This window comes from Methylobacterium sp. 092160098-2 (genome assembly GCF_028920805.1).
In the GTDB taxonomy this organism is placed as follows: Bacteria; Pseudomonadota; Alphaproteobacteria; order Rhizobiales; family Beijerinckiaceae; genus Methylobacterium; species Methylobacterium fujisawaense.
In genome coordinates this window covers 2262244-2284275 of record NZ_JAQPZJ010000001.1, presented here as the reverse complement: position 1 = coordinate 2284275, position 22032 = coordinate 2262244, and the positions used below count along the sequence as shown (strand labels likewise).

Genomic DNA, 22032 nt, shown 5'->3' with positions numbered 1-22032 from the left:
GTCAGGCCCCGCCCGCGCCGTGCAGCCGGACGGACCGCCCGATCCGCCCCCCGCCCTCGACCGCCTGCGTCCGGCAATCCGCGATGGTCGCCCGCGCCGTGTCGATGGCGACGGACGCCGCCGACAGGATCCGGGTGTCCGGCTCCCGCTCCCGGGCGTAGCGCACCACGTCCATGGCCAGCGCGTCGACCTCGACGGTGAGTGCCTCGATCGCCGCCGGGTCGCGCAGCGCCCGGGCCTGCCCGGCGATCTCCAGGAGCCGGTCCATGATCTCGTCGATGCGCTCCCGGCGCAGGCTGGCGAGGCGCTTCCGGATCCAGGCGAGCACCGAGACGAGGCCGCCCGCCAGCGCGCCCAGGAGGTAGAGGGTGTCGCCGTAGCGCTCGATGAAGCCGTGCTGGTCGCGCTCGTAATAGTCGATCGCGCCGGGATGGATCGGGATCCGGGCGCTGGTGGCGGCCACGGTCGTGTCGTAGGCCGGGGCCTGGACGTACTCGGCAGCGTCGGTGGCCAGCGCGGCGGCGCTGCGCTTCTCGAAGAGCTGCTGGGTCACGTCGGCCGCCACCACGCGGCTCAGGGAGGCCCGGGCCATCAGCCGGTACGAGGCGCCCACCGTCTTCACGTCGTCGGCCGGCAGCTTCGGGCGGCCGCCGAACAGGCCGCCCGGGACGGTGACCGCCTGGAGCCGCGGGAAGCGCTCGATCACCGCGCCGTCATCCTCAACGGCGACGAACGCCACCTTGCCGCCGCGGGCGACGCCCTGCACGGCCGAGACCAGGGCCAGCGCCTTAGGCGCCGAGGGGGCGATGATGCTGACGAAGGCGTCGATCCGCCTCTCGCGGAAGGCGCCGGCCACCGCCTCCTGATCGACCGGGACCAGCAGGACCGTCGAGTCCCGGGCCGGGCCGGCGGCCTCCTCCAGGGTGAGGCCGTAATAGCCGAGGAGGTTCCGAAGCAGCCAGAGATCGGCGTCCCGGTGCGCCGCGATGCCGAGACGCTTGCCGGCGAGCTTCGGGAAGCTCGTGATCCCGGCCTGCTCGGGCGAGGCGATGACCATCGCCTGGTCGCGCAGGATCGCCAGGGTCAGCCCGTTCGTCGGCAGCAGCACGTCGGGGCGGACCACCGCGAGGTCGGCCCGGCCGTCCTGCAGGGCGGCGGCGCTCTCGCGCACGTCGTCGAAGGACAGGATCTTCAGGCGGACATTCTCGTGGGCGGCCTCGAGCGCGTCCGCGTAGGCCTTGATCAGGCCGGGCTCGGTGCCGTCGCGGGGCGCGACCGCGATGGTCAGGACCGTCGCCTGGAGCAGGACCCACGCCGCGATCCCGCCCGCGCCCAGGAGGGCGGCGCCCGCCAGGAGAAGCATTTCCCGGCGCAGCAACCAGGCGGGCAGGCTCCACATCGGTCCGGATGCTCAGAACAGCGAGATCAGCACGATGCCGGCCACCATCACGGCGGCGCCGATCAGGCGCGGCGGGCCGGCCTTGACCTGCTTCATGCCGAACCAGCCGAAATGGTCCAGGGCCACCGAGGTCAGGAGGTTGGCGGTGATCAGCAGGCCGTTGAACGCCCCGGCCCCGACCTTGTCGACGAAGAGCAGCCCGGCGAACACCGCCACCGCCCCGGTGATCCCGGCGAGCGGCATCCACCAGCGAACGCCCGCGATGTCGTCCCGGGTCGGCAGCGGCGACGGCCGCAGCAGGAACATCAGGGCGAACACGAACACCACGGGCACGAACGACACCGTGGCGGCGAGCCAGGGGTTCTCCAGGGCGCCGCGGAGCTGCGCGTTCCAGACCACGCCGATCGCCATCAGGGCGCCGGCCACGAGGATGAACGGGTAGAGCAGCTTGCCCGACATCCCGTGCCCCTCGCCGTGGCCCTCGCCGCCGTCGCTCCTGCCCCCCGAGCGCGCGATGAAGATCACGCCCACGGCCATCAGCAGGCCGCCGAGCCAGGGCATCGGCTTGAAGCCCGCGGCCTGCAGGCCGAACAGGCCGAGCGCGTCCATCGCCAGGGAGGTGAGGATGTTGGCGGTGAGGGTCAGGCCGTTGAACGGCCCGGCGCCGACCTTGTCGATGAAAGCCAGCCCCCCGAACACCGCCACCGCGCCGGCCAGGCCGCCGAGGGGCGCGTACCAGGGCATCTTGCTCAAGCTGTCGAGGCTCGGCAGCGGCGTCGGCATCGTGAAGAACAGGGTCGTGAACACGAAGACGATCGGCAGGAACGACACCGTCGCGGCGAGCCACGGATTGACCATGCGGCCCCGCAGCTGCGCGTTCATGGCGTTGCCGATGGCCTGCAGCGCGCCCGCCACCAGGATGAAGGGATAGAGGAGGGCAGCCGTCACGCGCGGACCTTCGGGTTGGCGGGGGGAGGATCAGACGAGGAGCAGGCCGGCGAGCGCCAGCGCGAGGGCCGGCGGCATCACCAGCAGGCCGAGCTTGAGGAAGGTCCAGGCGCCGACATCCTGGCCCTCGCGCCGGATGGCGGTGAGCCAGAGGATCGTGGCGAGCGAGCCCGTCACCGACAGGTTCGGCCCGAGATCGACGCCGATCAGGATCGCGCCCGCGACCTTCTCGGGGACGTGGGCGGCCTGCACGGCGGCGCCCGCGATCAGGCCGGCCGGCAGGTTGTTGACGAGGTTGCACAGCACCGCGACCAGGCCGCCCGCCCCCCAGGCGGTGGCCTCCGGAGCGGCGTGGGCGTAGCCCTTCAGGAGGTCCGCCAGCATCGCCAGGACGCCGGTCTTCTCCAGCGCTTCCACCAGCACGAACAGGCCGGCCACCAACGGCAGCACGCTCCACGACACGTCCTTGGCCACCTCGACGAGGCCGCCGCGCTTGAGCAGCAGCACGACGATCGTGGTGGCGAGCCCGGCCACGAAGGTCGGCAGGCCGAGGTCGAGGCCGAGCGCCGAGGCGGCGATCAGCACGCCGCCGGTGGCCACGATGCCGATCCCCGCCACGAGGCCGGTGCGGGAGAGCGGCTGCGCCTCGACGTCGGTGGCGACCTCCTGCCCGCGCAGGGTCTTCGCCTGGGTCAGCCGCAGCACCGCGTAGGTCGTCGCGATGGCCAGCAGCGAGGGCAGCGCGAACAGGCCGAGCCAGCGCACCAGCGGCGGCATGTGCTCGGCGAAGACCACGAGGTTCGCCGGGTTCGAGATCGGCAGCACGAAGCTCGCCGCGTTGGCGATGAAGGCGCAGATGAACAGGTAGGGGAGGGGGTTCTCCACCTTGGCGGCCTTGGTGGCCGCGTAGACGGCGGGCGTCAGCACCACCGCGCAGGCGTCGTTCGACAGGAACACCGTGACCACGGTGCCGACGAGATAGACCAGGGTGAACAGCCGCGTCGCCGAGCCCTTGGCGGCGCGCACGGCGATCGAGGCGAGCCAGTCGAACAGGCCCTCCTTCCGGGCTACCTCCGACATCAGCATCATGCCGACGAGGAACAGGTAGACGTCGGTCCCCTTGAGGACGCCGTCCCAGGCGGTGGCGGGGGCGAGCAGGCCGAGGGCCACGAGGGCGCCAGCGCCGAGCACGGCCCAGATCGCCTCCGGCCACGCGAACGGCCGCAGGATGACGCCGAGGGTGGCGAGCGCGGCGATCGCCCAGGTCGCGATATTGGGGGTCAGCGTCAGCGCGCCCATCGGGTCCGGTGGTCCTCTGGTGGAGTGGATCGTGCGGTGCGGTGTGCAGCGATTCGGGTGAGTCCGGCTACCAGGGCCGGCCGTTGCGGTTCGGGCCGAGCTGGTCGCCCCGAAGCCCCTTCTGCGGCCAGGCGGGGAGCCGGGTGGCGTCGCTGCCGGGGCGATCGGGTGCGGGCGGCGGGACGAAGCTCCGGCCCACGGGCTCGATCACCTCGGTATCGGCCTGCCCCGTGCCGTCCGTGACCGTGACCGCGAGGCGGCGGGCGCCCTCCGGCCAGGGAATGCGGGCATGGACGGTGCGCGGCCCGTCCGGCACCATCGCGTGGGGCCGCCCGTCATCGACGCGCACGCAGCAGCACCAGTCGCCCTGCGGCCTGTCCGACAGCACGAGGGCGCGCACGGAGATCCGGCCGTCCGCCATGGCGAGGGGCGCCGTGGCGAGGCGCCGGTCGGCGGGGCTCGTGATCATCACGAAGGGCAGCGCCCGGTCGAGGGGCTTGAACCGCCAGCTCGTGACCAGCCCGTCGATCGCCGCGACCGCGTAGCCCACCGAGCCGTCCTCGTTCTGGCCGACGGAGCGGGCCGCCGCGTAGAGGGTGCGCCCGTCCGGGGCGAGCTCGTTGTAGTGGGTGTGGCCCATCTCGACGAGGCGCACGCCGTGGTGGCGGATCAGGCCGGCCAGCGCCGCCTTCTCGTCGGGCACGCAGAGATCGTCCGGGTAGGTGTGGGTGAAGACCGCGCAGGGCCGGCCCTCCTCGTCGGCCCGGGCCAGCTCCTCGGCGAGCCAGGCGAGCTGGCAGGGGCCGAGCCGGAAGTCGAGGCCGAACCCCTTCCGGCCGTAGCCGGGGCTGACCATGTCGAGGAACAGGCAGCGCACGCCCGCGAACGTCTCGGCGAAGTAGTAATGCGTGACGGGGGCCGGGTCGTGCGGGCGCGGCAGGTCGTGGCGCCGCGCCGCGTGGCCGCCGCCGCGGGGGCTGCCCGCCACCGCGGCGAACAGCGCGTCGAAATCCGTCATCGTGCCGTGCTGGCGGTCGTGGTCGCCGGCGATCAGGCGCACCGGCAGGTCCGGGTGCCGGTGCAGGGCCTCGCGCAGGACCGCGTATTGCTCCGCCCGCCCGTCCTCGGCGAGATCGCCCGGGAGGTAGGCGAAGTCGAGGAGGCCGTGTCCGTGCAGCCCGTCCACCTCCGCGAGGATCGCCCGCAGGTCGGCGGCATGGGGGTCGGAACTCCGCTCCAGATGGAGATCGCCGACATGCGCGAAGGCGAAGACACCGTGATCTGCGGTCATGGCGCGCCCACGGGGCCGGACACGGCCGCGTGGGCCGCGCGCGCTCTGTCGTTCCCCTGCGCCATCATGCTCCCCGGACAGGCCAGCCCGCCCCGGCCGGGGATCGGCCGCGGTGGTCGCGACCGGCCCGACGTTTCGGACACGGCCGGGTTCCGGATCCGGGATGATGCCCGCGGTGGCGGGAGCCTACATTTTCGTGAGTCAGGGCCATACGCGCCGTCGAGCCGGGAAAGTGTCGCGAAAACAGACACTCGATGTCTTCTCGCGCGACAGATCTGCGGGGATCGCCGTCGGCCGGGGACGCGGACGTCGGGCGCGGTCCCCAGGCTGTGCCGGCGTCGCCTGGGTGCCGCCCAACGGGGCACGGAATCCTCCCGCGCAGGCTCATCCCCCGGATCCAGGGCTATCGGTCGCGGCCTGTTCGCGGACGAACGCGGTCTTGGATGAGCCACGGTTCGTGCTCGATGACCGGTACGGTCCCGATCCGACGGGCACTGGTCCGGTCTCGTCCGAGACGAGGCTCGAGAGGCGCCGTACGGGATGCACGCAGCATCCGCATCCCCCTGACCGGGCCTTCCGGAGATCTTTCATGTCGCCAAACGATCATCTTTGGAATTTCGGATCGCGTTGAGCTGATCTAGACTTTCTCAAGAAGCTCATCCGGACAAGATTGTGCCTATCGAATCGATGGATCGCCCGCGCCTGCGCGTCGGATGCCGACCGTTGTCTCGCGGCTCCACATCCGGAATTGCCCGATCATTGCCCCGCCGGAGTCCTGCCCGATGAAGATCCTGCGTCTCCTCGCCGTCGCGGCGCTCTGCCTCGGCGCATCCTCCGCCGGGGCAGAGGCCCTCCGGATCGGCGTCGTGCCCGGGGCCTACGGCGATGCCGTCACGGTGGCGGCCCGGGAGGCCAAGGCGGAGGGCCTCGACGTGAAGGTGGTCGAGTTCAGCGACTGGACGACGCCCAACGTCGCGCTCGATGCCGGCGACATCGACGTGAACTTCTTCCAGCACCGCCCCTTCATGGAGAACGCGGCCAAGCAGAAGGGCTACGCGTTCGACATCGTCGGGCAGGGGATCCTGTCCAATATCGGCCTGTACTCCCTGAAGCATAAGCGCCTCGACGAGATCCCGGTGGGCGGGTCGGTGGCGCTCGCCAACGATCCGGTGAACCAGGGCCGCGGCCTGCTGCTCCTCCAGAAGGCCGGGCTGGTCAGGCTGAAGGACGGTGTCGGCTTCCTCGGCACCCTCGACGACATCGTCGAGAACCCGAAGAAGCTGCGATTCACCGAGGTCGAGGGACCGCAGCTCGCGCGGATCACCGGCGATGTCGATCTCGCGCAGGGCTATCCGCATTTCATCGTGGCGGCCGGAAGCTTCGACCCGACCAGCGGGCTGATCTATTCCGGCATCGAGGACAAGCTGTTCACGGTCAGCTTCGTCACCAAGACGTCCCGCAAGGACGACCCGGCGATCCGGAAGTTCGTGACCCTGTTTCAGAATTCGGACGCCGTGAAGCGGCAGATCCGCAAGTCCTTCGCCGACAGCGACAAGCTCTACCTGCTGGCGTGGCAGAACTGATGGTCGGCCTCGTCTTCGACAGCCTGCACACTCCGGGCACGCCGGTCGCGACCGGACGGCGGAGTCCGGGCGCCGCGGCCACCGCCCCAGGTCCGGCCGCAGGTCCGGCCGCAGCGCCCGGCCGGAGGCCCGGCACGGTACGGTTCGAGGCGGTCTCCAAGACCTATCCGTCCGCCGCCGGACCGGTCCGCGCGCTCGACAGCGTCGACCTCGCCATTCCGGCGGGGGCGATCTTCGGCATCATCGGCCGATCGGGGGCGGGCAAGTCGAGCCTCCTGCGCATGGTCAACCGGCTGGAGGCGCCCACCTCCGGCCGGGTTCTGGTCGACGGCGCCCCCGTCGATGCCCTCGACACCGACGGGCTCGTGGCCCTGCGCCGGCGCGTCGGCATGATCTTCCAGCACTTCAACCTGCTGGCGGCCAAGACCGTCCGGCAGAACGTGGCGCTGCCGCTGACGGTCGCGGGCGTCCCCAGAAGCGCGATCGGCCCGCGGGTCGCGGAGGCGCTGCGCCTCGTCGGCCTGGAGGACAAGGCCGACACCTACCCGTCGCGGCTCTCCGGCGGCCAGAAGCAGCGGGTCGGCATTGCCCGGGCCCTCGTGAGCGATCCGGAGATCCTGCTCTGCGACGAGGCGACCTCCGCCCTCGACCCGGAAACCACGCTGGCGATCCTCGACCTGCTGCGCGACATCAACCGGCGCCTGGGGATCACCATCATCCTGATCACCCACGAGATGCACGTGATCCGCGAGATCTGCAGCGACGTGGTGGTGCTGGAACGGGGCCGGGTGGTCGAGACCGGGCCGGTCTGGCGCGTCTTCGGGGCGCCCGAGCACCCGACCACGCAGGCGCTGCTCGAACCGCTGACCCGCGGCCTGCCGCCGGATCTGGCGGACCGGCTGCAGCCGCTGCCGACACCCGGCGGATCCGCGATCCTGCGGATCACCTGGGCCGGGCAGGGGACGCCGGATCTCTCGGGCCTCGCCGTGGCGGCCGGCACGCCGGTGCGCCTGCTCCAGGCCGGCATCGAGCGGATCCAGGGCCACGCGGTCGGCCGGATGCTGGTCGCCGTCCCGGGCGCGGATCCGGACGTGGAGGCGCGCCTGCGGGCGCTCGGCGGGGCCGTCGAGAGGCTCGGCTACGTCGCCCCGGAAGCGGAGGCGGGGTGAGGCGACGATGGGCCGCCTTCCCCGCGGACCCCGGCAGAGACTCCGCCGCGCAAGCGGTTCCCCCTCGAACCCACCGACCCGGAGCCCCGCATGACCCCGCAGATGATCGACCGCCTCTGGCAGGCCTTCCTCGACACCGGGCTCATGGTCGGGGTCTCGGCCGGGATCGCCGTGCTGGCCGGCCTGCCCCTGGCGCTGTTCCTCGTCATTTCCGGGCCCGGCGGCATCGTCCCGGCACCGGCGGCCAACCGGGTGGTCGGGGCCGTGGTCAACGGCTTCCGGGCCGTGCCGTTCATCGTGCTACTGGTGGCGCTGATCCCGTTCACCCGGCTGGTGGCCGGCACCACCATCGGCGTCTGGGCGGCCATCGTGCCGCTCGCGGTGAGCGCCACCCCGTTCTTCGCCCGGATCGCCGAGGTCTCGCTGCGGGAGGTGGATGCCGGCCTGATCGAGGCCGCCCAGTCCATCGGCTGCCGACGCCGGCACATCCTCGCCCACGTGCTCCTGCCCGAGGCGCTGCCGGGGATCGTCGCGGGCTTCACCATCACGGTGGTGTCGATGATCGGCGCCTCCGCGATGGCCGGGGCGGTGGGCGCGGGCGGCCTCGGCGACGTCGCCATCCGGTACGGCTACCAGCGCTTCGACACCACCGTGATGATGGTGGTGATCGCGATCCTGATCGCCCTCGTGTGCGTGGTCCAGTTCGCGGGCGACACCGCGGTGCGGCGGCTCCGGGCCCGCTGACGGCCCCGCGCCCCGGCACGAGGCGGCCCACACCCGAGGCCGCATCCCTGAGGCTGAACCCATGAGCCTGCACCCATGAGCCTGCACCCATGAGCCTGGACATGGACGAATCCGTCGCCGACGGGGCGGCCGAGCCGATGCCCCCGCCGCCGTCGCCCCCGCACCGGATCGGATCCGACGCCGAGGCGATCGCAGCCGCACAGGCCGTGGCCCGGATCTTCGCGGCGGGCGCGGCCGAGCGCGACCGCGACCGGCGCCTGCCCTGGGGGGAGATCGCGGCGTTCACCGACAGCGGGCTCGGCGGCCTCACGGTGCCGCGGGCCCATGGCGGCGCGGAAGTCTCTTACGCGACGCTGGCCGAGGTGTTCACGATCCTGGCCGCCGCCGACGGCTCGGCGGCGCAGATCCCCCAGAACCAGTTCGGCGTCCTGGCGCTGGTCGCGGTCGCCGCCAGCCCCGCCCAGCAGGCGCGGATCTACCGCGACGTCCTCGCCGGCCACCGGATCGGCAATGCCGGCCCCGCCCGCAACGGCAAGGCGATCACCCGCGTGGAGACGCGGCTGACATCCGGGCCGGCGGGCCCGCGCCTGAGCGGCCACCGCTTCTATTCCACCGGCGCACTCTTCGCCCACTGGATCCCGACCCGCGCGGTCGGCCCCGACGGAGGACCGCTCCTGGTCTTCGTGCGCCGGGACGCCCCGGGCGTGCGGGTCGTGGACGACTGGCAGGGCTTCGGCCAGCGCACCACGGCGAGCGGCAGCGTGATCTTAGAGAACGCCCCCGTCGAGGCGGATCTGACGATCGACCTCGCGCCCCTCGCCGGGCACCCGGGCCTGTTCGGGCCGATCTCCCAGCTGATCCACGCGGCGATCGATGCCGGCCTCGCCCGGGGCGCAGTCGCCGCGGCCCTCGACTTCCTGCGCACCCGGACGCGGCCCTATCCCTTCACCGCCGAGACCGTCGCGGAGGATCCCCACATCCTCGGCGAGGTCGGACGGCTCACGGTCGACCTCCACGCCGCCGAGGCGGTCCTGGCCCGGGCCGGCCGGACCCTGGACCGGATCGCCGCGGCCCCCGTCACCGCCCAGAGCGCGGCCGAGGCCTCGGTGGCGGTGGCGCAGGCGAAGATCCTCACCACCGAGGTCGCCCTGGAGGCCTCCGAGCGGCTGCTCGAACTCGCCGGCGCCTCGGCGACCCGCGACGGGTACAATCTCGGCCGGTTCTGGCGGGATGCCCGGGTCCATACCCTGCACGACCCCGTGCGCTGGAAGTACCACCTCCTCGGCAACCACGCCCTGAACGGCGTGCTGCCGGCCCGCCACCAGTGGAACTGAGGATCGGGCCATGCCGCTCCAGCCCCACGAGACCGCCTTCACGCAGGCGCCCGCACCGCCGCGCCCGGTGCCGGTGATCGCCGACGCCGCGGCGGCGCTGGCCATCGCCGACACGCTGGCGGCCGCGTTCGCGGAGGCCGCGGTCGCGCGCGATCTCGAGCGGCGCCTGCCGGTCGCCGAGGTCGAGCGCTTCAGCGAATCCGGCCTCTGGGCGATCACGGTGCCGAAGGCCTATGGCGGCCCCGGCCTCGACAGCGCCACGGTCGCGCAGGTGATCGCCCGGATCGCCGCGGCGGACGGGTCCCTCGGCCAGATCCCGCAGAACCATTTCTACGCCCTGGAGGTGCTCCGCAACGGCGGCACCGAGGCCCAGAAGCGCGACCTCTACGGCCGCGTCCTGGCGGGCGAGCGATTCGGCAATGCGCTGGCCGAGATCGGCGCGCGGGACCACACCCGCCGCACCCGGCTCGTGCGCGATCCGGCCGGCTGGTTCGTCGAGGGCCGCAAGTATTACTGCACCGGCTCGCTCTATGCCCACCGCATCCCGACGCTGGTCGAGGCCGAGGAGGCGGGCCGCACGGCCACCTACCTGGTCTTCATCCCCCGGGACGCGCCGGGCGTGACCCTGGTGGACGATTGGGACGGGTTCGGCCAGCGGGTCACCGGCTCGGGCTCGGTCCTGTTCGAGCGGGTCGCCGTGGAGCCCCGCTGGGTGGTGCCGTTCCAGGCCTCGCTGGAGCGGCCCACCGCCATCGGCCCCTTCGCGCAGATCCTGCACGCCGGGATCGATCTCGGCATCGGCGAAGGCGCCTTCGCGGCGACGCTGCCCTTCGTGCGGGACCGCGCCCGGCCCTGGATCGATTCCGGCGTCACCCGGGCGAGCGAGGATCCCCTGACCCTCCACGCGCTGGGCGACGTCCAGGTCCGCCTCGCGGCGGCCGACGCCCTGCTGACGCGGGCCGGCCGTTTCGTGGACGCCGCGCAGGACGCCCCCGATGCGGACAACGTCGCGGCGGCCTCCGTGGCGGTGGCGGAGGCCCGGGCGGCGAGCCACCGGGCCGGGCTGCTGGCGTCCAACAGGCTCCTCGAACTCGGCGGCACCTCCGCCACCGACCGGGCCGAGGCCCTGGACCGCTACTGGCGCAACGTCCGCACCCACACCCTGCACGATCCGGTGCGCTGGAAGTACCACTGGATCGGCGCCTACCACCTCGACGGCCGGCTGCCGCCCCGGCACGGAGCGCTCTGATGGCCGCCCAGAAGAAGCAGATCCTGTTGAACGCCTTCAACATGGCCTGCGTGGGCCACATCAATCACGGGCTCTGGACGCACCCGCGCGACCGCTCGTCGGCCTACAACACGCTGGGCTACTGGACCGACCAGGCGAAGCTCCTGGAGCGCGGCCTGTTCGACGGCCTGTTCATCGCCGACATCATCGGCGTCTACGACGTCTACGGCGACGGCATCGACGTGACCGCCCGGGAGGCCGTGCAGCTCCCGGTCAACGACCCGACCGTGATGATCACCGCCATGGCGGCGGTGACCGAACATCTCGGCTTCGGGGTGACGATCAACGTCCACCAGGAGGCGCCCTACACCTTCGCCCGGCGCCTCTCGACCCTCGACCACCTGACCGGCGGCCGGATCGGCTGGAACATCGTCACCGGCTACCTCGACAGCGCCCACCGCGCCCAGAGCGGCGGCACGTTGCCGGCACACGACCGGCGCTACGACTATGCCGACGAGTATCTGGAGGTTCTCTACCGGCTCTGGGAGGGCAGCTGGGACGACGCCGCCGTGCGCCGCGACCGGGCGGCCCGGGTGTTCAGCGATCCGGCCCATATCCGCAAGGTCGCCCACCGGGGCGAGTTCTTCGCGGTCGACGGCTACCACCTGTCCGAGCCGTCGCCCCAGCGCACGCCCGTCCTCTACCAGGCGGGCGCCTCGGGCCGCGGCCGCGCCTTCGCGGGCCGCCACGCCGAGTGCGTGTTCATCTCCGCCCGCGACACGGCCACCGCCCGCGAGTCCGTCCGCGCCATCCGGGCCGAGGCGGTCGCGGCCGGCCGCAATCCCGACGACGTGAAGGTCTTCGTCGGCCTCGCGGTGATCCCCGGCCGGACCCGGGCGGAGGCCGAGGCCAAGCGGGACGAATACCTGTCCTACGCGAGCCCGGAGGCGGGGCTCGCGCATTTCTCCGCCTCCACGGGGATCGACTTCGCCCGCTACGGCCTCGACGAGGCGATCCCCTACGCGCCGGGCAACGCCATCCAGTCGGCCACGGCGGCGGCGGCCAAGCGCGGGCTGACGAAGCGCGACCTCCTGGCCGAATTGCAGCTCGGCGGCCGCTACCCGGTGCTCACCGGCGACGCGGTCGCCATCGCCGACGAGCTCCAGGCCTGGATCGAGGAGGGCGAGGTCGACGGCTTCAACCTCAGCCGGATCGTCGTGCCGGAGAGCTTTTCCGACTTCATCGACCTCGTGATCCCGGAACTGCAGGATCGCGGCCTCTACAAGACCACCTATGCCGAGGGTTCGCTGCGGGCGAAGCTCTTCGGCCAGGGGGACCGGCTGCCCGCGCGCCACCCGGCCGAGGCCCACCGCCACCGCGGCGCGCCTCAGCGATCCTGAGTCTCGCCGCTCTCGGAGCCGAACCAGCGGCTGTAGATCTCGTCGTAGCGGCCATCCTCCCTGAGGCCGAGGAGGGCTTGGTTGACGCGCTTGCGCCGGGGGTCGTTCGCCGCGAACAGGATGCCGTAGGCCTGCCGGTTGAAGGCCGGCCCGATCAGGCGCAGCGGCGCGTGGCCGGGCTGCGTCGCGTAGTAGCTCAGGGCGGGGGCATCGTAGACCACCGCGGCGACCGTGCCGGCCTGCAGGGCCGCGCAGGCCTCCTCCAGGCTCGCGAACCCCACCGGCGTGGCGAAGTGGTCCGCCAGATAGGCGACCGACGTGGTGTGGGCGACCGTGCCCACCCGCTTGCCCGGCAGATCCTGCGGGCCGTTGATCGCGCCGCGCAGGCGCTCCACCGTCGCCGTGCTGGTCAGGCCGGCGGTGAACCACGCCACCAGGGCGATGCAGGTGAACAGCCAGACCACCGTGATGGCCCGCGCGAGGGGGCTGCGCGGCATCTCCTCCGCCTGCGCGGCGAGGCTGCTCAGCGCCCACCAGAGGACATGGGCGAAGCCGTGCGCCGGCCGGGCCCGCGCCGCCATGCCGCCGGGATGGCGGCGTTCGAGCCACCAGATCAGCGCCGCCACCGCGAGGATGAGGGCGGCGAGCCCCAGGAGGACCTGCAGGAAGGTGGCGTCGCTCAGGAGCGCCCGGAGGGCCCGGCCGGTGGCCGAGCCGGTCGCGTCCGGCGCCGCCGGGACGGCGATGCGCAGGCCGGTCTCCAGCATCGTGACCGAGAAGTCGAACCGCCGCTCGCGCTCCGCGGTGATCGACACCGCCGCGATGGCGAGGTCCGCGCGCCCGTCCGAGACCGCCCCGAACAGCGCCGGCAGGTCGTCGACGCGGACGAAGGCGGTCCGGACGCCCAGCTCCCGGGCGATGGCGTTCCAGAGATCGATGCTGAACCCGCGCAGCCGGCCCTCCGCCTCCATGACCAGGGGCGGCACCGGATGCGTCGCGACCCGCCACGTCTCGGGATCGTTCGTGCGGAGCGCGAGGGACGGCCCCTCCGACACGCCCTCGGATGCCGCCCGAGCCGTGTCCCGGGTCTCGGCGCGCAAAGGGTCCGCGGCCACCGGCACGGCGGCCGCGAGGCAGAGGCAGAACGCCACGACGCCCGCAGGCGCGACGGCGCGCCGTCGACCGGTGGACGGGCGCGGCATGTCAGAGGCTCTCGATCCAGTTGCGCAGGACGGCCCCGGGCGCGGGGTCGGGGTGGGCGTCCAGGCGCTGGGACGCATCGCTGGGGATGAAGCCGAACCGGCGCTTGAACGCCCGCCGGAAGGTCCGCTCGTCCGAGAAGCCGACCGCGAAGGCGACCTGCGAGATGCGCAGGGGCTTGGACGCATCGTCGCGCACGAGCATCCGCATCGCCGCCATCAGGCGCCGGTCGCGGATATACGCCACGATGCCGTTGGGGGCGAACAGGCGGTACAGGGTCGAGCGCGACAGGCCGAGCCGCGCCGCGACCAGGGCGGGCGTCAGCTTCGGGTTGCCGAGTTCCGCCTCGACGAGGCGGCGGACGCGGATCCGGACGTCCTGGTTCTGGGACGGGCGCCCCTCCTCCTGGCCGCGCAGCCAGCTGGCGCAGAGCTGGGTGATCGCCGTCGAGGCCGCCAGGGCCTCGCGCCGGTCGAGGAGGTCGCCGCAGGCGACGACGTTGGCGACGAAATTGTGGACCAGCCGCCCGAACGGGTCGCCGTCATGGTCGAGGGGGCGGCCGTGCAGGGCGTCCGGGTGGCAGCCCTGCTTCTCCAGAAGCGCGCGGGGGATCACGACGTTGGTGGCGTCGACCGCGCCCGCGACGATGCGCACGGGCTGGGCGAGATCGAAGACGATGCACTGGACCTCGTTCACCGGGCCGGTGCCGTGATCGGTCTCCACGCGGCTCTGCCCCCGGCGGTAGAACTGCAGCAGGATGTGATCGAGGCCCTGCTGGCCGATCATCTCCCGCGTCCGCACGAGGGTGTGCGCCGGCGCCACCACGTCGCCGACCAGCAGGTCGCCGAGATGGTAGCTGCGCATCGCGATCGGGATGGTGAGATCGGTCTCCGGGCGGAAGCTCACGTCGAAGATGGGCGCGAGATGGTCCTGCCAGGCCCGGCCGAGCGCCTCCGGATCACCGGGCGGCTCGAACCGCAGGCAGGCGACCTCGCCGCCCGGGGCGGCGCCGCCGGCCGGTGCCACGTCCGGGTCCCGGTTTCTCTCCTCGGAAGACATACGTGGAGCCTGACACCTGCTGTTAGCGCGACCGATGAAGAACGAGGGCCTGCCCCAAGGTGACGCGTGGCAACGCGGTCGGGTCGTCCCGCACGTTAGCCGCGTCCATCCGGACAGTCCTCCTATCTCCCGCCGACCCGAGCAGCTGTACACTGTCGTTTGTCGCTGCGGCGTGCGATTCGACGCAGGTGTCGCCCGACCGGGCCGCAGCGGGCCCAGCATCGGAGGATTCTGACCTGCGCGCCGGTGGGATGGTTCCTTCCGTCTCAGAAAGGGGGATCCCCGTTTCAGAATGTTGCGCGCGGCGCAGAGTGTGGCTGCAATGTGATAGTTCGTTAAAGCCGCATTTTCTAACCCCCGCGCAAAGTCTGTGACAGGCATGACGGGGGTCAGTCCGATGGTCCAACAGTATAGCGACGTCGAGCATGCGACCGGATCCTGTGATCCGAGCAGGAGCACGGGCGCCGGAACGCGACGGTGCGGCCCCGTCCGGATGGGATTGCTGGTCGGCAGCTCGCTCGCCACGCTCGCGCTGGCTCTGGGACCTGTGGCGGCGCAGACCGTGCCGGCGCGCTCGCCCTCGACTTTCGGACTGACAGCGGCTGATTTCTCGAACTGGTCGGCTTACCAAGGTGATTGGGGGCTCGCCGCGATCAATGCCGCGACGGCTTACGCGCATGGCTATACGGGGCTCGGCGTCTCGGTGGCAGTTGTCGATAGCGGCATCGACCCCAATCACCCGAAATTTGCTGGGCGGATATCGTCTGCCTCTCGGAACTTTTGGCTCACCGATCCCCCTGGAGCGATCCGCAGCACTCTTCTCGTCGACCTCAACAGTCATGGGACGCACGTTTCAGGAACGATCGGGGCATCTGCAGCCGGCGGCGAGATGATGGGCGTCGCTTTTGAAAGCACGCTGCTCTCACTGAATGCGATTATGGGCCCGGCCGAGGCCAATTTTATCAAGCAGAGATTGGGCCTCAACGAAATCTCGACCGATGCCAATGCCGCGGTTGATTTCGCGGCAGCCAATGGGGCGCGAGTTCTCAATGGCAGCTATGGCCCCTCCTTGCCGACCAAGCTCATTCTCGATGATAACGGCAATGTAATATCTAATCCTTATTACGTTCAGCTGAAAATACAATCATACGAATACGGCGACGCACTGGCGGAGTACAGCGCCCTCAAACGTGCCGCAGACAAAGGTATGCTGCTAGTCTTTGCGGCTGGCAATGAGCGTGAAGATCAGGAAAAAGTCGCCGTCAATCCGACCGGCGTTGCGTTCTATCCTTTCATACGTCCAAGCAACGCAAACATCGGCGTCTATCAGCTCAATGATGGTCAAAATCGGCCGATCGATCAGTCGAAGGTCGATTTTTCCGACTTGTCAGGCTACATCGTTTCAGTCGTCGCAACTGACAAAAACAATCAAATCGGATCTTTCAGCAATCTATGCGGCGTGACAGCAGCTTGGTGTATAGCCGCGCCCGGCGTGGGTATCTACTCGACCGTTCCGGGCGGCGGATACGGGTTGAAAAATGGTACATCGATGGCAGCGCCGCACGTCTCCGGTGCCGCAGCCGTGCTGATGCAGGCGTTCCCGTTCCTGACGGCGCCGCAGATCGCCCAGACCATGTTCACCACCGCCACCCACCTCGGCGACGGACCGGCCAACGCCCCGAACGCCACCTTCGGCTGGGGCCTGCTCAACCTCGGCAAGGCGATCGACGGTCCGGGCCAGTTCACCTCGACCTGGACGGTCAACACCACCTATAACGGCCAAGCCTATTACGGCCGCTTCGCCAACGACATCTCGGGCGTCGGCGGCCTGATCAAGACCGGGCTCGGCACCCTCGAACTCGCCGGCACCAACAGCTATGCCGGCGGCACCGCCGTCTACGGCGGCACCCTCGCCGTCTCCCGCGACGCCAACCTCGGCGCCGCCGGCACCGGCCTGACCCTCGACGGCGGCACCCTCGAGGTCCTGGCCGACGGATTCGCCACCGCCCGCCCGCTCACCCTCTCCGGCCCCGGCACCCTGCAGATCGACGGCGGCACGTCCACCTTCGCGGGTCCGATCGCCGACGGCAGCCAGCCGGGCGTGCTCGTCAAGACCGGACCCGGCACCGCCATCCTGTCGGCCGCCAACACCGTCACCGGCGGCGCCCTGGTCGGCGCCGGCACCCTGACCCTGACCGCCACCGGCAGCCTCGCCGCACCGGTCCGCATCGGCCCCGCGGCGAGCCTCCTCAATGCCGGCCTGGTCTCCGGCGGCGTCGGCAATCTCGGCGTCCTGGGCAACAGCGGCACCATCGCGGGCGGCCTCGCCAATGCCGGGCTGGCCCTCAACACCGGCACGATCACCGGCGGGGTGGCCAACACCGGCAGCCTGGCCAACAGCGGCGCCCTCGCGGGCGGGCTGACCAACACCGGCACAGCCCTCAACACCGGCGCCATCGCGGGCGGCGTGGCCAACACCGGCAGCCTCGCCAGCAGCGGCACCATCGCGGGCGGCCTGACCAACACCGGCACCGTGCTGGCCAGCGCCGGCCGCATCGACGGCGCCATCGCCAACAACGCCGGGCTGCTCGCCGTCTCCGGCAACGTCGCCAGCGACGGCACCCTCGCCAACGCCGCCGGCGCGACCCTCGCCGTCACCGCAGGCGGCCGCTACAGCCTCGCCGGGCCACTCGCCAATGCCGGCATCGTCGTCCTCGCCCAGACCGCCAGCCTCACCGCGCCGGCCGGCTTCGGCAATGCCGGCCTCGTCGCCAGCGACGGCACCCTCACCACCGACCTGACCAATACCGGCCTCGCCCGCCTGTCCGGGCAGCTCAACGGCGCGCTGACCAACACCGGGCTGATCCAGGTCACCGGGCCGCTGGCCGGCCTCACCACCCTGACCAATGCCGGCGCCCTCGACCTCGGCGGCGGCGCCCTCACGGTGGCGAGCCTGTCCGGCCCCGCCTCCGCCGTCCTGGGCAACGGCGCCCTCACGGTCGCCGGCCCGGCCTCCACCACCTATGCCGGCGCCATCCTGGAGACCGCCAGCCCCACCAGCCTGACCCAGGCCGGCACGGGCACGCTCACGCTCACCGGCACCGGCCGCTTCTCCGGCCCGACCACGATCCAGGCCGGCACGCTCGCGCTCAACGGCCTCTGGGCCTCGCCCGTGACGGTGGCCGCCGCCGGCACCCTGCGCGGCATCGGCACGATCGCCGCCCCGGTCACGGTGGCCGGCGCCCTGCGGCCGGGCAACTCCCCCGGCACCCTCACGGTGCTCGGCCCGGTGGCCTTCGCCCCCGGCAGCCGTCTCGGCCTCGACATCGACGGACCCGGCACCGGCACGGGTGCCGGCAGCTACGCCCGGCTCCTGGCGCTGGGGGCCACCGGCACGGTGTCGGCGGGGGGCACCCTCGTGCCGGAGCTGCGCGGCCTCACCGGCAACGCCACCAACGCCTTCACCCCGGCCCTCGGCCAGCGCTTCGGCGTGCTCACCGCTCAAGGGGGGCTGTCGGGCTCGTTCACCGGCCTCGCCCAGCCGACGACGGGGCTTCCGGCCGGCACGCGCTTCGACGCCCTCTACGCCGCCACCGGCCTCGACCTCGTGGTCACGCCGGCGGCCTACGGCAACCTCGCCGGGCTGGGCCTCTCCCAAACCGGCAACGCCCAGGCCGTGGGCGCGGCGCTGGACGTCGCCCGGCCGGCCGCCGGCACCCGGCCGGACGCGGCCCGGGCGCGGGTCTACGATCCGCTCTACGCGGCCAGCCCGGCCACCCTGCCGGGCGGCCTGGCCAGCCTGTCGGGCCAGAGCTACGGCGACGCGGTGATGACCGATCTCTCCGCGCGCCGGCTGATCGCCGACGCGATCGACCGGCACCAGCGCGGGCTGGGCGGCGGGACGGCGGCGTTCGGCGCGGGCGATCCGGGCCTGGGCCCGAACCGCACGGCGCTGCAGGTGCGCGGCGCCGCCGGGGTGCCGGACCAGCCGCTGGCGGTGGGCGAGGGCCGGGTCTGGGCGGACGCGCTGTACGGGTTCGGCGACCGGGCCGGCGATCGGGCGGCCTCGGGCGCCGGTTACGGCGCGGGCGGCCTGCTCGTGGGCGTCGACCGGCAGGTCGGGGCGGAGACGCAGGTGGGCGGGGCGTTCAGCTACCTGCGCGAGACCGGCACGTCGCGGGGGGCGGGGCTCGGCCGGTTCACCACGGACAGCTACGGCGGCAGCCTGTACGCGCAGACGCGTCTGGGGCCGGTGGTGCTGCGCGGGACGGCGGGGGTGTCGTACGCGGACGGGCGGATCGACCGGACGGTGGCCTTGGGCACGGCGGTGTCGCAGGCGAGCGGTCTGGCCTCGGGCTGGAACGGCGGGGTGGCGGGCTTTGCCGGGTACGCGCTGGCCGTGGATCTGCCGGTCGAGGTCGTGCCGGAGGTGGGGTTCAGCTACGACCGGCTGACGCGCGGCCGGGTGGCCGAGCGGGGCGGCCTGGGCGGCCAGGGGTTCGGGGGCCAAGGGTTGGGCGGCCAGGGATTCGCGGTGGCCGATCTCGACGCGGCGCGCAGCCTCGTGGGCGGCCGCGTGGCGAGCGTGGCCTTCGCGGGCGTGCCGGACCTCCGGCTGGAGGGTCGGGCCTATTGGGCGCACGAGCTGGCCGACACTTACGCGGTGGTCCGCTCCGGCCTGTTCGGGGCGCAGTTTGCCGCCCGCACCAGCGCCGTCGGCCGGGACGGGGCGGTCCTGGGGGTGAGCCTGACCGGGCCGGTGGCGGACGGCGTGCGGTTGACCCTGGGCTACACCGGTGACGTGCGTCCGGGCGCCACCGCCCAGGTCTTCGCCGCAGGCCTCCAGGCCGCATGGTGAGGCACGCCGACCGCACGCAGGCCGGCGCCGTGCTCCGGAGAGAGGCATGCAGGACCGCAGAGAATCGGGCGATCCGTCGATCGAGGCCGAGCCGGCATCGCGCCGGCCCGGCCGGTTGCGGCGGCTGGTCGATCTGCTCGAAGGGATCGAGCTGCTGGTCCAGGCGGTTCGGCTGGTCGGATGGCTCCTGAGAGGATTGTGGCTGGCCGCCGGGGCCCTCGTGCGCGCCTTCGGAGATCGATGAGCCGCACGGTGGCCCCACCATCCCCTGCCGATGCATGGCCGCTCCGTCCGAAGCCCGTCTCGTGTCGTTCGGGACAGTAACGGCGCTCCGATGCAGAGCGGCGCGCAGGCGGAGATGTTTCACGGGAAACACCCGCCCGATTGGCCAAAGCCCCGACAACCGGGTCCGGCGCGGGCGCGGGACCCGCTGCTTCAGCCGAACAGCGCGCGCGCCACGATCTGCGGGTCGAGAGGTTTCTGGCAGAGGGCCACGGCTCCGTGGAGGGACGGCACCGCGACCGGATCGTAGCCGGTCGCGAACAGGAACGGCACACCCCGCGCGTACAGCGCGTCGGCGACGGGATAGACGAGCTCGTCCTGCAGGTTGATGTCGAGCACCGCGGCGTCGATCGCGGCCGTGCGGGCGATCAGCGCCAGCGCCTCGCCGACACTGGGCACCGGTCCCAGCACCTCGGCACCGCCCGCCTCGAAGCCGGACTTGAGATCGATGGCGATGAAGTAGTCATCCTCGACCAGCAGGACCCGCCTGCCGGCCAGCGTGCGTGGAGTCGGGGTCATGCGGGGCTGCCTGCGGCTTCTCCGTCGGGGAGGGGAATGTTGATCGCGCAATAGAGCGCGGTGTCGCCGAGTTCGTAGCTGGTGGTCGCCTTGAGGGCATAGGGGAGGGCGTGCTCGATCAGTTCCCGCCCGTATCCGCCCCGCGGCGGCGCGTCCGCCGAATCCGGTCGACGGACGAGACCGTCCTCCACCCATTCCACCAGCAGCCGGCCGCCGCCATCGTCCGCCCGGTAGGTCCGCCACGTCACCGTCAGGCGCCCCTCCTCGCTGGTGAGCGCGCCGTATTTCAGCGCGTTGGTGGCGAGTTCGTGCAGGGCCAGCGCGAAGGTCTGCACCGTCGCCTTGCGCAGCCGCACCACGGGGCCGTGGAGCCGGATGCGCCCCTGCATGGCCGGAGCGTCGAGGGCGGCGAGTTCCGTCTCGATCAGGGCGCGGAGCGTGATCGGCTCCTGATCCGAGCGGGAGAGGAGGCCCTGGACCCGGGAGAGGGCGGACAGGCGGTCGTTGAAGCGCTCCCGGAACGTCTCGCCGGGCCCGGTCTGAGCCATCGTCTGCTGGGCGATGGAGCGCACGACGCCGAGCAGGTTCCGGGTCCGGTGCTGCAGCTCGGCGACCATGACCTGTTGCCGCTCCTGAAACTGGCGCAGATCGTCGATGTCGGTCGAGGTTCCGAGCCACTCGACGATCCGGCCCTGCGCGTCGCGGACCGGGGCGGCCCGGGTCTGGAACCAGCAGAAGCGCTGCTCGGCCGTGTTGCGGAGCCGGTGCTCGAAGGAGAGGTGGCCGCTCACCGGAGCCTCGCGCCAAGCGGTCTCGGCCGCCGCGTAATCGTCCGCATGGACCGCGTCCAGCCAGCCCCAGCCCCGGCTCGTCGCCTCGGTCTGACCCGTATAGGCGTGCCATTGCGGGCTGGACCAGATGCAGGCACCGTCGATCGCGGCGCGCCAGACGAGCTGCGGGATGCCCTGGGCGAGGGTGCGGAACAGCTCCTCGCTCTCCCGCAGGCGGCGCTCGGCCAACACCCGCTCGGTGCTTTCGACCACGATGGCGATGACCCCGGCGGGCCGACCATCCGCGCCGAAGACCGGCGAGTAGTCGAGGTTCATCCAGACCGGCTCGGGCTGGCCGTAGCGGTGCAGGGTCAGTTCCTGGTCCTTGTAGGAGAGCGTCCCGCCGGCCAGTCCGACACGCATCACGTTGTCGTTGAAATCGACGATCTCGGGCCAGCCCTCGCGCACCTTGGAGCCGAGGAGCTTGGGATGGCGCGCCCCCGCGAAGACGGAATAGGCATCGTTGTAGATCATGATGCCGTCTTCGCCCCACAGCAGCACGATCGGCACTGGCGATTGCAGCAGGGTGCTGACCGTGAAGATCAGGCTCTGGGGCCAATCCGCCAGGGGCCCCAGCGGCGTCTGCGTCCAATCATAGGTCCGGACCAGGTCCGCGAGTTCGCTGCAGCCGGCCGAGAAGATGCAGGCCTCGCTCATGCGGTGACCGACTGAAGAGGCTCCAGCCCGGGCGAGCGCCGCGGGACTGGAGCGGGGATCGTTCCGCGACCGGCCCGGGGGCGGCCCGTCGTGCAGATCACGACCAGGTACTACACCGCCCCGGGGCTTGATAGGGGCGCCCTCATCGTCGAAGCGGCCATCGGCTCCGGGTCTTGCAACCATCCGACGGGTCCGGAAGGCCGGATGTCGCGACATCGCATCGGTCTTCACG

Annotated in this window: 16 protein-coding genes; 8 read left to right on the top strand and 8 right to left on the bottom strand. The window is 72.0% G+C overall.

Going from position 1 to position 22032, the window contains the following annotated elements; all coding sequences use genetic code 11:
* Position 1: 1 nt before the first annotated feature.
* From PQI07_RS10745 to PQI07_RS10730, 4 genes are all read right to left on the bottom strand, one after another.
* Entirely contained in the window at positions 2–1399 is a 1398-nt protein-coding gene (locus PQI07_RS10745; protein ID WP_043352333.1) for a TAXI family TRAP transporter solute-binding subunit, read from the bottom strand.
* Between the two features lie 12 nt (positions 1400–1411).
* Positions 1412–2347 carry a DMT family transporter gene (locus PQI07_RS10740; protein WP_075380984.1) on the bottom strand — a complete coding sequence of 312 codons (936 nt, stop codon included), beginning with the start codon at positions 2345–2347 and terminating at the stop codon, positions 1412–1414.
* A gap of 30 nt (positions 2348–2377) precedes the next feature.
* The gene (locus tag PQI07_RS10735) at positions 2378–3646 is read right to left on the bottom strand and encodes an arsenic transporter (protein ID WP_182592688.1); all 1269 of its coding nucleotides are present in this window, start codon (positions 3644–3646) and stop codon (positions 2378–2380) included.
* A 67-nt stretch (positions 3647–3713) separates the two neighbouring features.
* Complete coding sequence (locus PQI07_RS10730) at positions 3714–4937, bottom strand: metallophosphoesterase family protein (RefSeq protein ID WP_274926595.1); 1224 nt, start codon at positions 4935–4937, stop codon at positions 3714–3716.
* A 782-nt stretch (positions 4938–5719) separates the two neighbouring features.
* Here PQI07_RS10730 and PQI07_RS10725 point away from each other — a divergent pair.
* The 6 genes from PQI07_RS10725 to PQI07_RS10700 all read left to right on the top strand — a co-directional run bounded on the left by PQI07_RS10725 (position 5720) and on the right by PQI07_RS10700 (position 12395).
* Positions 5720–6520, top strand: coding sequence for a MetQ/NlpA family ABC transporter substrate-binding protein (locus PQI07_RS10725; RefSeq protein ID WP_043352335.1), 801 nt, complete (start codon positions 5720–5722; stop codon positions 6518–6520).
* On the top strand, positions 6520–7689 hold the full coding sequence (locus PQI07_RS10720; protein ID WP_043386625.1) for a methionine ABC transporter ATP-binding protein: 1170 nt from the start codon (positions 6520–6522) through the stop codon (positions 7687–7689). Before PQI07_RS10725 ends, PQI07_RS10720 begins: the two co-directional genes overlap by 1 nt.
* Before the next feature lie 90 nt (positions 7690–7779).
* Positions 7780–8433 (top strand): methionine ABC transporter permease, encoded by a 654-nt coding sequence (locus tag PQI07_RS10715; protein ID WP_043352323.1) that lies wholly within the window; start codon positions 7780–7782, stop codon positions 8431–8433.
* Positions 8434–8534: 101 nt separating this feature from the next.
* Positions 8535–9767 (top strand): SfnB family sulfur acquisition oxidoreductase, encoded by a 1233-nt coding sequence (locus PQI07_RS10710; RefSeq protein WP_446720944.1) that lies wholly within the window; start codon positions 8535–8537, stop codon positions 9765–9767.
* A 10-nt stretch (positions 9768–9777) separates the two neighbouring features.
* The gene (locus PQI07_RS10705; RefSeq protein WP_274926593.1) at positions 9778–11016 is read left to right on the top strand and encodes an SfnB family sulfur acquisition oxidoreductase; all 1239 of its coding nucleotides are present in this window, start codon (positions 9778–9780) and stop codon (positions 11014–11016) included.
* On the top strand, positions 11016–12395 hold the full coding sequence (locus PQI07_RS10700) for an LLM class flavin-dependent oxidoreductase (RefSeq protein ID WP_274926592.1): 1380 nt from the start codon (positions 11016–11018) through the stop codon (positions 12393–12395). Before PQI07_RS10705 ends, PQI07_RS10700 begins: the two co-directional genes overlap by 1 nt.
* Here PQI07_RS10700 and PQI07_RS10695 read toward each other — a convergent pair.
* Positions 12383–13597 (bottom strand): transporter substrate-binding domain-containing protein, encoded by a 1215-nt coding sequence (locus PQI07_RS10695; RefSeq protein WP_274926591.1) that lies wholly within the window; start codon positions 13595–13597, stop codon positions 12383–12385. The two genes, PQI07_RS10700 and PQI07_RS10695, sit on opposite strands and share 13 nt — an antisense overlap.
* A 1-nt stretch (position 13598) precedes the next feature.
* Positions 13599–14621: a helix-turn-helix domain-containing protein gene (locus tag PQI07_RS10690; protein ID WP_236961936.1), complete on the bottom strand. Its 1023-nt coding sequence runs from the start codon at positions 14619–14621 to the stop codon at positions 13599–13601.
* Between the two features lie 412 nt (positions 14622–15033).
* On the opposite strand from PQI07_RS10690, the gene PQI07_RS10685 reads away from it, so the two are divergent.
* Together PQI07_RS10685 and PQI07_RS10680 are read left to right on the top strand one after the other, a co-directional pair.
* On the top strand, positions 15034–19512 hold the full coding sequence (locus PQI07_RS10685) for a S8 family serine peptidase (protein ID WP_342462320.1): 4479 nt from the start codon (positions 15034–15036) through the stop codon (positions 19510–19512).
* Between the two features lie 46 nt (positions 19513–19558).
* Positions 19559–19756, top strand: coding sequence for a hypothetical protein (locus tag PQI07_RS10680; RefSeq protein WP_043348020.1), 198 nt, complete (start codon positions 19559–19561; stop codon positions 19754–19756).
* A gap of 191 nt (positions 19757–19947) precedes the next feature.
* Here PQI07_RS10680 and PQI07_RS10675 read toward each other — a convergent pair whose 3' ends face one another.
* Both PQI07_RS10675 and PQI07_RS10670 read right to left on the bottom strand, forming a co-directional pair.
* A complete protein-coding gene (locus tag PQI07_RS10675; protein WP_075380990.1) occupies positions 19948–20313 on the bottom strand; it encodes a response regulator in 366 nt (121 codons plus the stop codon).
* Positions 20310–21800 (bottom strand): sensor histidine kinase, encoded by a 1491-nt coding sequence (locus tag PQI07_RS10670; protein WP_274926589.1) that lies wholly within the window; start codon positions 21798–21800, stop codon positions 20310–20312. Before PQI07_RS10670 ends, PQI07_RS10675 begins: the two co-directional genes overlap by 4 nt.
* Between the last annotated feature and the right edge of the window lie 232 nt (positions 21801–22032).

Coding starts and splice junctions, on each gene's coding strand:
- PQI07_RS10745 (WP_043352333.1), bottom strand. CDS start 1,399: ATGTGGAGCCTGCCCGCCTGGTTGCTGCGCCGGGAAATGCTTCTCCTG.
- PQI07_RS10735 (WP_182592688.1), bottom strand. CDS start 3,646: ATGGGCGCGCTGACGCTGACCCCCAATATCGCGACCTGGGCGATCGCC.
- PQI07_RS10730 (WP_274926595.1), bottom strand. CDS start 4,937: ATGACCGCAGATCACGGTGTCTTCGCCTTCGCGCATGTCGGCGATCTC.
- PQI07_RS10725 (WP_043352335.1), top strand. CDS start 5,720: ATGAAGATCCTGCGTCTCCTCGCCGTCGCGGCGCTCTGCCTCGGCGCA.
- PQI07_RS10720 (WP_043386625.1), top strand. CDS start 6,520: ATGGTCGGCCTCGTCTTCGACAGCCTGCACACTCCGGGCACGCCGGTC.
- PQI07_RS10715 (WP_043352323.1), top strand. CDS start 7,780: ATGACCCCGCAGATGATCGACCGCCTCTGGCAGGCCTTCCTCGACACC.
- PQI07_RS10710 (WP_446720944.1), top strand. CDS start 8,535: ATGGACGAATCCGTCGCCGACGGGGCGGCCGAGCCGATGCCCCCGCCG.
- PQI07_RS10705 (WP_274926593.1), top strand. CDS start 9,778: ATGCCGCTCCAGCCCCACGAGACCGCCTTCACGCAGGCGCCCGCACCG.
- PQI07_RS10700 (WP_274926592.1), top strand. CDS start 11,016: ATGGCCGCCCAGAAGAAGCAGATCCTGTTGAACGCCTTCAACATGGCC.
- PQI07_RS10695 (WP_274926591.1), bottom strand. CDS start 13,597: ATGCCGCGCCCGTCCACCGGTCGACGGCGCGCCGTCGCGCCTGCGGGC.
- PQI07_RS10685 (WP_342462320.1), top strand. CDS start 15,034: ATGACGGGGGTCAGTCCGATGGTCCAACAGTATAGCGACGTCGAGCAT.
- PQI07_RS10680 (WP_043348020.1), top strand. CDS start 19,559: ATGCAGGACCGCAGAGAATCGGGCGATCCGTCGATCGAGGCCGAGCCG.
- PQI07_RS10675 (WP_075380990.1), bottom strand. CDS start 20,313: ATGACCCCGACTCCACGCACGCTGGCCGGCAGGCGGGTCCTGCTGGTC.
- PQI07_RS10670 (WP_274926589.1), bottom strand. CDS start 21,800: ATGAGCGAGGCCTGCATCTTCTCGGCCGGCTGCAGCGAACTCGCGGAC.